Below are 10,167 nucleotides of genomic sequence, written 5' to 3' on the forward strand. Positions count from 1 at the left end.
CACGAGCGCCGAGGCCCGCCGTCCCCGAGGGGGCGGCGGGCCTCGGCGTGTTGCGGTCGGGCCGACCTCAGCGTCGGTTGGCCGCCTTGCGGGCCTCCAGGGCGAGCCGGCGCTCCTCGAAGCGCACCACCTGGGAGTCCAGGCCGCCCAGGAACAGCGCGAGCTCCTCACGGGCCTTCTCGCCCTCCGGGCCCAGGTCGGTGCGCTCCATGATCTTGAGGTGGCGCAGCACCGGCAGGATCACGTCGTTCTGGTGGATCGGCAGGTTGTACACGCCGCCCACCGCGAGCTTGGCCGCCGCGCGCTCGAAGCCGCTGATCCCGTGTCCGGGCATCCGGAAGTCGGTGACCATCTCGGTGACCGCCTGCATCGCCTGGTCGGGGGCGATCTCGAAGGCGGCCTTGAGCAGGTTGCGGTAGAAGACCATGTGCAGGTTCTCGTCCGTGGCCACCTTCGCGAGCAGTTGCTCGGCGATCGGGTCGCCACAGGTGCGGCCCGAGTTGCGGTGCGAGACCCGGGTGGCCAGTTCCTGGAAGGTCACGTAGGCGATCACGTGCAGCGGGTTGTCCATGTGGTCGCCCTGGTAGCCGGCCTCCATGTGTTCCATCCGCGAGCGCTCCAGCGCGACCGGGTCCACGGCCCGGGCGGCCATCAGGTAGTCGCGGATCGCGATGCCGTGCCGGCCCTCCTCCGCCGTCCAGCGGTGCACCCAGGTGCCCCACGCGCCGTCGCGACCGAACATCGCCGCGATCTCGTAGTGGTAGCTGGGCAGGTTGTCCTCGGTGAGCAGGTTCAGCGTCAGCGCTATCCGCCCGACGTCGGTGAGCCCGGACTCCTCGGGGGTCCACGCCTCGCCGCCGAGTACGCCGTCGAAGTCGCGACCGGCACTCCACGGCACGTACTCGTGCGGGAACCACTCCTTGGCCACCGCGAGGTGGCGGTCCAGCTCGACGGCGACGACCTGCTCCAGCTCGCGCAGCAGGTGCTCACCGGTCGGGGCGGGGACGAGAAGGTTCATCGGCTCTCCAGGGCATAGGCAGACAACGTCGTACAGCGGCAGACACGGAGGACGGCGCTGTGCATCGCCCGCACGACGCGTCCCTACGATTCCGTAACTTACGACAGCGTAGGTTGGTTCCACCCCAAGACGGAAATGTGATCCACGACTCTCGTACACATGTACGACGAAATCGGGTCGCGAGGCCGGCCGCGCCGGGCCCGCCGCCGACCCGGCTCAGCCCGCCGGGAAGCCGATCCGCATCATCAGGCCGCCTTCTTCGCGCGGCTCGACCTCGATCCAGCCGCCGTGTGCGCGCACGATCGAGCGCACGATGGACAACCCGAGCCCCACGCCCTTGTCGCTGGCGATGCGCTCGGTGCGCAGCCGCCGGAACGGCTCGAACATGTTGTCCACCTCGTAGCCGGGCACCACCGGCCCGGTGTTGACCACGGTGAGCACCGCGACGCCCGCGGTGGACTCGGTGGAGATGTCGACCATGCCGCCGGCCCGGTTGTAGCGCACCGCGTTCTGGATCAGGTTCATCGCGACCCGCTCCAGCAGCACGCCGTTGCCCTGGAGCACGGCGGGACCCAGCTCGTCGTGCAGGGTCACCTTGCGCTCGGACGCCTCGGCGCCGGTCTGGTCCACCGCGCGGCGGGCCACCTCGGCCAGGTCCACCGGCTTGCGCTCGGTCAGCTCGTTGTCGCTGCGGGCCAGCAGCAGCAGGCCCTCGATCAGTCCCTCGCTGCGCTCGTTGGTGGCCAGCAGGGTCTTGCCGAGCTGCTTGAGTTCGACGGACGCCTCCGGATCGCCGAGCGCGACCTCCAGCAGGGTGCGGTTGATCGCCAGTGGCGTGCGCAACTCGTGCGACGCGTTGGCGACGAACTTGCGTTGCGACTCCAACGATCGATCCAGCCGATCGAGCATGTCGTCGAAGGTGTCCGCGAGCTCCTTGAACTCGTCGTCCGGCCCGTCCAGGTCGATCCGCCGGTGCAGGTTGGATCCGGCCACCTCGCGGGCGATCGAGGTGATCCGCTCCAGCGGACGCAACACCCGACCCGCCATCACGTAGCCGAAGCCGAAGGCGATCACCGACAGCAGCAGCAACGCCAGCAACGACTGCTGGAGCAGCGAGTTCAGCGCGGCGTCGCGTTGACGGACCTGCTGGATGCTCTGCCACTTCTCGAACTGGGCGGGCGTCATCGGCACGCCGTTGATGGTCATCAGCGTGTCCGGCGCCAGGCTCAGATTGAGCCGGCCCTCGGTCAGGCTCTGCCGCACCAGCAGATAGACGGTGCCCAGCAGCAGCACCCCGGCGATCAGGAACATCCCGCCGTACAGCGCGGTCAGTCGCATCTTGATGGTGGACCGCAACATCGCGGGCAGTTGCGAGGGGGCCATCCGCGACAGCCGGGACATCTCCGCCGCGTCGTCGGCGTCCCGGCCCAGGATCAGCCGTCGGCCGCCGGCGGCCGGGCGCTGCGGGTCGCGGGCGGGCTCGCGGTTGGGCTTGGGCGGCGCGCTGGGTCGCGGCGGCTGGGGCGGGCGGCCCGGGCGCGGCGGTGGACCGGACTTGATCGCCGGGCCCGGCTTCGTGGGGGTCGGACTCGGCTTCGTGGGCGCGGTCGAGGCGCCCGCGGCCGGCTGCGCGGAGCCGGCTGCGGTACTTCCGGCTTCCGCCGGGACGGCCCGAGAGCTGTCGTTCATGGCGGTCCTCAAATGCGGTATCCGGCGCCGGGCACCGTCAGGATGACGGGCGGCTCGCCGAGCTTGCGGCGCAGCGTCATGACGGTGACCCGCACGACGTTGGTGAACGGATCGGTGTTCTCGTCCCAGGCCTTCTCGAGCAGTTGCTCGGCCGAGACCACGGCGCCGTCGGCGCGCATCAGCACGTCCAGCACCGCGAACTCCTTGGGCGATAGGTGCACCGGAACACCCTCGCGCAGCACCTCGCGCCGGTTCGGGTCGAGCCGGATGCCGGCCCGCTCCAGCACCGGCGGCAGCGGCGAGACGGCTCGCCGGCCGAGTGCGCGCACCCGGGCGATCAGCTCGCTGAACGCGAACGGCTTGGGCAGATAGTCGTCCGCCCCCAGCTCCAGGCCCTCGACCCGATCGCTGACGTCGCCGGCGGCGGTGAGCATCAGCACCCGCATCGGGATGCCGGTCTCCACCACCGCCCGACACACGTCGTCGCCGTGCACGATCGGCAGATCCCGGTCGAGCACCACCACGTCGTAGTCGTTGACGGCGATCCGCTCCAGCGCCGCCTCACCGTCGTATACGACGTCGACGGCCATGGCTTCCCGGCGCAACCCGGTCGCGACCGCGTCCGCCAGGAGCTGCTCGTCCTCGACTACGAGAACCCGCACCGGCTGTGCCTCCTGCTCGATGAAAGGGGATGGATTCGTTGTCCATCTTCCCCCGCGCCCCGGTAAAGCCCGAGTAAGCCGACCGACGGCCCAGGGGGCGGGCGGGCGGCCCGGCCGGACCGGTCCGGAACGGTCCGGCCGCGGACGTTACGGCACCCCCCGAGTGAGGGAAGGATTCCGGTACGCCCCGGAAAGTCCGACACCGTGCCGTTGGGCGGGACAAGTCCCCTGGTCAGACCCCCGGATCGGGGGCCGCCCAAGGCCCGATCGGTGGTTTCCCCGGCGTTGCACGGGGGGTAGGACAACCGAAACCGGCGACGACGAGTGACATTGGGGCGGCCTTATGGACGAATTCACGGCCGGCGTACTGCGACGCATACGTGAGACCGAGCAAGCGCTGAAGCAGGCCTGCGACACCGGCGACGATTTCCTGGTCGAAGTCGAGCAGTCCGAGTTGGACGACCTGCTGCGGATGGCGTCGGAGCATGGCGTGCGGGTGCTTCGCGAAAGCGCCTGAGCCACCGAGACGACACCCGAACCGCAGGCGAACAGCACCCGCACCAGTTTCTTTCCCCCGGCGAGGTCCCGAGCGGACGCCGGGGGTTCGGCTGTCGGGCCGAGGGTCGCGAGGCCCGGATCACCCGATCCGGGCCTCGCGCCCGCTCCGGGTCTACGCGTGCAGAGCGGCCAGGGCCGCCTCGAGTTCGGCGCGCAGCCCGGTGGGGGCGGCCAGGCACACGCTCGACCCGTCGGGCTCGGGCCACAGGTCCTCGATCACCTCGGCGCCGGCCTCGCGGGCGATCAGCGCGCCCGCCGCCACGTCCCAGGGGTTGAGGCCGCGCTCGTAGTAGGCGTCGACGCGGCCTGCCGCCACCGAGCACAGGTCGATCGCGGCCGAACCGCCGCGACGCAGGTCGCGCACGCTCGGCAGCAGCGCGCCGATCACCGCGGCCTGGCGGGTGCGCCGCGGGGTGGTGTAGCCGAATCCGGTCGCCACCAGCGCCCGGGCGAACGGGGCCGCGGGGCGGCAGTGGACGGGCTTGCCGTTGCGATAGGCGCCGCCGCCGCGCACGGCGTGGAAGGTCTCGCCGACCACGGGCACCTCGACCACGCCGAGCAGGGTGCCCTCGGCGGTCTCGGCGGCGATCGACACACACCAGCCGGGCAGGTCGTACAGGTAGTTCACGGTGCCGTCGATCGGGTCGATCACCCAGCGCACGCCGCTGCTGCCGGCACTCGCCTCGCCCTCCTCGCCCAGGAAGCCGTCGTGCGGTCGGTGGGCGCGGATCCGTTCGATGATCAGTTTCTCCGCGGCCGTGTCCATCTCGGTGACCACGTCGGTGGGGCTGCTCTTGGTCGCCGCGACGCCGAGGTCGGCGGGACGCTCGTGCAACAGGAAGCCGCCGGTGTGCCGGGCCGCGTCGCGAGCGATGGCCAGGAGTTCCGCGGTGTCGATCGTCATGCGCCCATCCTGCCGGCGGCACCGGGTGCCCGGCGCCGCCGGCGAGCGCGCCGGCTACCCGTGCAGCGCCGCCCCGCGTGGCGCCCGGGCGGCGGCCTGCGGGTCCGCGCGCAGCGCCCGCGGGTCGGGGCAACAACCAACCGGACACACGTCGTGTGCGGCGCCCAGCGCACCGAGCGCGCAGCGGGCGGGCGCTCGGCCGCGCACCGCGGCGGCGCGCTCCAGCAACAACTCGCGCACCGCGCCCGCGAATCTGGGGTCGGCGCCCGTGGTCGCGGCCCGACTCACCGGCAGCCCGATCCGCGCGGCGGTCGCGGCGGCCTCCACGTCCAGGTCGTAGACCACCTCCATGTGGTCGGACAGGAACCCGATCGGCACCAGCACCACCGCCGGCACCTCCTCTTCGCCGCGCAGGCGCACCAGGTGGTCGTTGACGTCGGGCTCCAACCACGGCACCTGCGGCGGGCCGCTGCGGCTGGAGTACACCAGGTCCCAGTCGTGCTCGCGGCCGAGCACCCGGGCGACGCCCTCGGCGACCAGGCGCGCGGTCTCCCGGTGTTGGGCTACGTAGCCGCCGCCGGCCGGGCCCGCGGTGCGCGCGGTGACCGTGGGGATCGAGTGGGTGACCATCACCAGCCGGGCGCCGGCCCGTACCGGCTCGGGCAGTTCGGCCAGCGCGGTCAGTACGTGGTCCACGAGCGGCTCGACGAAGCCGGGGTGGTTGAAGAAGTGCCGCAGCTTGTCGAACGTCGGGGCCCGATCACCGACTTCGGCTCGGGCCTCGATCAGGTTCTCGTGATACTGCGCGCAGCCCGAGTAGGACGCGTAGGCGCTGGTCACCAGGACCGCGGCGCGGCGGATCCCGTCGTCGGCCATCCGCCGCACGGTGTCCGCCAGATACGGGCGCCAGTTGCGGTTGCCCCAGTAGACCGGCAACCGCACGTCGTGCGCGACGAGATCGGCCTCGACCGCCGCGATCAGGGCGCGATTTTGCGCGTTGATCGGACTGGCGCCGCCGAAGTGCGCGTAGTGGCCGGCCGCCTCCTCGAGGCGTTCGCGGGGGACCCCGCGCCCCGCGGTCACGTTCTCCAGGAACGGGAGCACCTCGTCGGGGGCGTCCGGGCCACCGAAGGAGAGCACCAGGAGCGCGTCGAACGGACTGGGGTCGGGGGCCTGGGTCGCGTGCATGTCTGTGATCCTCGCATCGCCGCCCCCGCCGGCCCGTACACCCCACCCACGCGGGCGTGAGTTGCGGCGCAACCGTGCGCGACCCCTTCCCGGTCCGATGACCGGCGAGTAATGTCCGGCTGATCCCACGGCGACCCCAGGAGGAACCCGTTGAGCAGCGCCACCCCCGCCGTCTCCAAGACGCCCCCCACCTGGCGGAACTGGTGCGGGAACCAGTCCGCGCGGCCGCACTCGGTGCTCACTCCGAGATCGGCCGAGGAGATCTCGGCCATCGTGCGCCGGGCCGCCGGGCAGGGTCTCGCGGTCAAGGCCGTCGGCGCGGGGCACTCGTTCACGTCGGTCGCGGTCACCGACGGGGTGCAGATCCGGCCGGAGGGGCTGACCGAGGTGCACGCGCTCGACCGCGCGGCGGGCACGATCACGGTCGGGTCCGGGATGCGCCTGAGCGACTTCAACACGCTGCTCGCCGGCTACGGCTTGGCGCTGGCCAACATGGGCGACATCGCGGTGCAGAGCCTGGCCGGCGCCACCTCGACCGGCACGCACGGCACCGGGCGGGCGTCCGGCTCGCTGGCGGCGCAGATCCTGGGCATGGAGATCGTGCTGGCGGACGGCGAGATCACCACCTGCTCGCCGACCGAGAACGCGGAACTGTTCGCGGGCGCCCGGGTGGGTCTGGGCTCGCTGGGCATCGTGACCGCGCTGACGTTCGCGGTGGAGCCGAGCTTCCTGTTGGAGGCGCGCGAGGAACCGATGAAGTTCGACGCGGTGCTGGCCGACTTCGACGCGCTGTGCGCCGACAACGAGCATTTCGAGTTCTATTGGTTTCCGCACACCGACAACTGCAACGTGAAGCGGAACAACCGGATCGAGGGACCGGCGAAGCCGCTTTCGAAGGCGCGTTTTCTGCTGGACGACGAATTGTTGTCCAACGGGGTGTTCTCGCTCGCCTGCCGGGTGGGGCGGCGCGCGCCGAAAACGGTGCCCTCGATCGCACGACTGTCCAGCCGCGCGTTGTCGGCGCGGACCTACTCGGACACCTCGCACAAGGTGTTCACCAGCCCGCGCCGGGTGCGCTTCATCGAGATGGAGTACGCCCTGCCGCGCGAGGCGGCGACGGCGGCGCTGGCCGAGGTGCGCGCGTTCGTGGAGGCCGCGAATCTGCCGATCAGCTTCCCGGTGGAGGTGCGGGTGGCCCCGGCGGACGATCTGTGGATGTCCACGGCGTACGGCCGCGACACCGCCTACATCGCGGTGCACATGTACAAGGGCACGCCGCACGAGCGGTACTTCACCGAGGTGGAGAAGATCATGGTCGGGCACGGTGGGCGCCCGCACTGGGGCAAGATGCACACCCGCGACGCGGACTACTTCGCGAAGCTCTACCCGAGGTTCGCCGATTTCACGGCGCTCCGGAACCGGGTGGATCCGGAGCGCCGCTTCGGCAACGACTACCTGCGTCGGGTGCTGGGCGACTGAGCCGAGGCCGCCGGGGCGGGTCCGCTCGTCTAGCCGCGTTCCGATCCCGAGCCCGCGTTCGACTTCCGTTCGTTGTTCGCCGGGCCCTGGTCGGTGCCGCCGGCGTCGTTGCCCGCCGCCGCTCCGCCGTCGGCCGCGCCGCCGCCCGAGCCGCCCGGGGGCGTGGTCGCGGGCGGGGCGGTGGCCGGCGGCCGGGAACCGGTCGGATCGGACGAGGGGGTGTCGCTCGGGCGCGTGGTCGGGGTGGTCGAGGGCACCGAGGTCGCGCCGTCGCCGCCGGGCACGCCCGACGTGCCCTTGTCGTCGGTCCCCGGGCTTCGGGTGGGCGCCGACGTGCCGGTGCCGGTCGGGTTCGGGGTCGAACCGGCCGGCTGCTCGGGCGGGTCGTGCCGGGCGGGTCGGTCCTCGACGATGCGCGAGATGGTCGAGCCGCCCGCGTCGCCGTGGCCGAACAGGCTCGCGAACGAGCGGCCGATCGCGGTCTCGGCGAGCGTGACGACACCCATCGCCACGACGAACACGAGCACGGCCCCCACCAACGACCGCGCGAGCCACACCCGTCGCTCGCCGGGGCCCTCGGACGGTGCCGCGTGCTCGGCGTCGTCGGCCCGGGAGGCGCCGCCCGGCGCGTCCGCGCCCGGGCCGACCCACTCGTAGCCGCCGACCGGCAGCAACATCGTCTCGTCGGTCGCCGGCCGCCGGTCCGCCACACCGACCGGTCGATCCGGTACCGCGCCGGGGTCCGGGCTCGGCCCGCCCTCGTGCGGCGGGCTCAGCGTCGCCCGCACGTCGCGCAGTTGCTCGCCGGTGCGCCGGAACAGGTGTACGTAGACCGCGCTCCCGACGGTCGCGACCACGCTCGCGAGCGCGGCGCCGATCACCGTCCCGGCGACACCGAGCGTGGAGAGCAGGAACGCCGAGGAGATGGCGGCCAGGGCACTGCCCACGACCTGCACCGCGTTGACATCGATCCGGCGGCGTTCATTTTCGGTCCTTTCCGGCATCACTTTCCTTGCCCGTCCGTACTCGGACGGTGGTTAATCATGAAAAACAGGACTTCACCCTGGTTACGACTGAACGGCCCATCCACATCGTTCCGATCGGCCCAATCTTGTGATCGACATCACCCCGGACGGCCGAAAACGACTCGTCCGAACGGGACGCGCCGATGCGGCGCGGTGTGTCCCGGTAGAGCCCCCGAATGGAGTACTGTTCACGCGAGGTTCCGGAAAGACCTGTGCGCGAAGGGGGAGACGACCGACCGCAGAGGTCAGGGTGGGGCGCCGCCCAGGTATCTACCCGAAATGGTGTAACCAGGGCAATTCGGCCAGTCAGGTAATAAATCCGACACGCCGGACAACTCGGTCAGGTTGTGGCCATGTCAAGGCTGGGCAGGTCACACTCGTAGCGGGAGCAACGACGCAGGTGACGTCGGCAGGCACCACCCGGGAGGTCCCCATGCCCGAACTGCGTGTCGTGGCCGTCAGCAACGACGGCACACGGTTGGTGCTGAAGGCTGCCGACGGCACCGAGTACATGTTGCCCATCGACGAACGGCTTCGTGCCGCCGTCAGGGGCGACCGCGCCAGGCTCGGCCAGATCGAGATCGAAGTCGAGAGCCAACTGCGTCCGCGTGACATCCAGGCCCGGATAAGGGCCGGTGCCACCGCGGAGGAGGTCGCACAGCTCGCCGGCATCCCGGTCGACCGCGTGCGGCGCTTCGAGGGTCCGGTGCTCGCCGAACGCGCCTTCATGGCCGAGCGCGCCCGCAAGACACCCATCCGCCGGCAGGGCGAGACCACCGGTCCGCTGCTCGGCGAGATCGTCACCGAACGCCTGCACCTGCGCGGCGCGGACTCCGAGTCGGTCCAGTGGGATTCGTGGCGACGCGACGACGGCAGCTGGGAGATCCTGCTGCTCTACCGCGCCGACGGCGAGATGCGTTCGGCGAGTTGGAGCTTCGACCCGCCCCGGCGACTGGTCACCACCAACGACGACGAGGCTCGTTCGCTGATCGGCGAGCACCCGGCGGCGTCCGAGACCCCGTTCCCGTTTCGACCGCGCCTGGCCACCATCCCGCGCGAGAGCGACGACGACGCGATCACCAGCCTGCTGGACGCGGTCCCGGGGCTGCGCGGCGAACCGCAGACCCAGTCGGTCTCCCCCGGTCCGATGCGCATCGACGTGACCGCACTGGCCGAACGCCCGCGGGTGGGCAGCATCGAGCGGTCCGAGCGGGCGGAGCGCCCGGAACGGATCGAACGCGGCGAGCGCCCCGAGCGAATCGAACGCGTCGAGCGGGCGGAGCGCCCGGAGCGCGCCGAACCGATCGAGGAAGAGGAGACCCAGGCGCCCGCCGCGGCGGCGGGCGCGGGCAGCGCCTACGAGAACGTCCTGGTGCCACGCGGCGTGGTCGGCCCGCACCGCGAGCGGCTGGTCGGCAGCACCGACCGGCAGGCTGAGGCCGACGGCGTGCGTCCCGGCCGCCGGGCGACGGTGCCCAGTTGGGACGAGATCGTGTTCGGGAGCAGGCGCAAACGCCGGGAGTGATCGACGCGTACCGCGGGAGCCGAGGGTGCGACGGGCCCCCGGCTCCCGCGGTTTTCCGGCTCGTGGGGCGGCCCCCCCGGCCCGCGAAACGCCCGGGGGCACCCGGCGCCGGGGGGCGG

The 10,167-nt window shown here is 71.8% G+C and carries 9 protein-coding genes; 3 read left to right on the plus strand and 6 right to left on the minus strand.

Features of this window, described 5'->3' with window-relative positions; genetic code table 11:
- Positions 1-67 precede the first annotated feature (67 nt).
- The 3 genes from ACFXMF_RS29145 to ACFXMF_RS29155 form a co-directional block, all read right to left on the minus strand.
- Complete coding sequence (locus ACFXMF_RS29145; RefSeq protein ID WP_360312913.1) at positions 68-1,018, minus strand: acyl-ACP desaturase; 951 nt, start codon at positions 1,016-1,018, stop codon at positions 68-70.
- Between the two features lie 216 nt (positions 1,019-1,234).
- Positions 1,235-2,707 (minus strand): sensor histidine kinase, encoded by a 1,473-nt coding sequence (locus tag ACFXMF_RS29150; protein ID WP_379992691.1) that lies wholly within the window; start codon positions 2,705-2,707, stop codon positions 1,235-1,237.
- A gap of 8 nt (positions 2,708-2,715) precedes the next feature.
- Positions 2,716-3,369 (minus strand): response regulator transcription factor, encoded by a 654-nt coding sequence (locus tag ACFXMF_RS29155; protein ID WP_020555846.1) that lies wholly within the window; start codon positions 3,367-3,369, stop codon positions 2,716-2,718.
- Positions 3,370-3,712: 343 nt separating this feature from the next.
- Here ACFXMF_RS29155 and ACFXMF_RS29160 point away from each other — a divergent pair, with 343 nt between their 5' ends.
- Positions 3,713-3,886, plus strand: a complete 174-nt coding sequence (locus ACFXMF_RS29160) for a hypothetical protein (protein WP_360312911.1) — start codon at positions 3,713-3,715, stop codon at positions 3,884-3,886.
- A 153-nt stretch (positions 3,887-4,039) separates the two neighbouring features.
- Here ACFXMF_RS29160 and ACFXMF_RS29165 read toward each other — a convergent pair whose 3' ends face one another.
- Together ACFXMF_RS29165 and ACFXMF_RS29170 are read right to left on the minus strand one after the other, a co-directional pair.
- Positions 4,040-4,831: an inositol monophosphatase family protein gene (locus tag ACFXMF_RS29165; protein WP_360312909.1), complete on the minus strand. Its 792-nt coding sequence runs from the start codon at positions 4,829-4,831 to the stop codon at positions 4,040-4,042.
- A 54-nt stretch (positions 4,832-4,885) separates the two neighbouring features.
- On the minus strand, positions 4,886-6,019 hold the full coding sequence (locus tag ACFXMF_RS29170) for a ferrochelatase (RefSeq protein WP_380017743.1): 1,134 nt from the start codon (positions 6,017-6,019) through the stop codon (positions 4,886-4,888).
- Positions 6,020-6,169: 150 nt separating this feature from the next.
- Here ACFXMF_RS29170 and ACFXMF_RS29175 point away from each other — a divergent pair, with 150 nt between their 5' ends.
- Complete coding sequence (locus tag ACFXMF_RS29175; RefSeq protein WP_379992509.1) at positions 6,170-7,498, plus strand: D-arabinono-1,4-lactone oxidase; 1,329 nt, start codon at positions 6,170-6,172, stop codon at positions 7,496-7,498.
- A gap of 29 nt (positions 7,499-7,527) precedes the next feature.
- Here ACFXMF_RS29175 and ACFXMF_RS29180 read toward each other — a convergent pair whose 3' ends face one another.
- Positions 7,528-8,502, minus strand: coding sequence for a hypothetical protein (locus ACFXMF_RS29180; RefSeq protein WP_379992508.1), 975 nt, complete (start codon positions 8,500-8,502; stop codon positions 7,528-7,530).
- A 421-nt stretch (positions 8,503-8,923) separates the two neighbouring features.
- On the opposite strand from ACFXMF_RS29180, the gene sepH reads away from it, so the two are divergent.
- The gene (gene sepH, locus ACFXMF_RS29185) at positions 8,924-10,048 is read left to right on the plus strand and encodes a septation protein SepH (protein WP_360312901.1); all 1,125 of its coding nucleotides are present in this window, start codon (positions 8,924-8,926) and stop codon (positions 10,046-10,048) included.
- Positions 10,049-10,167: the final 119 nt, after the last annotated feature.

It is taken from the genome of Embleya sp. NPDC059213 (assembly GCF_042754445.1).
In the GTDB taxonomy this organism is placed as follows: domain Bacteria; phylum Actinomycetota; class Actinomycetes; order Streptomycetales; family Streptomycetaceae; genus Embleya.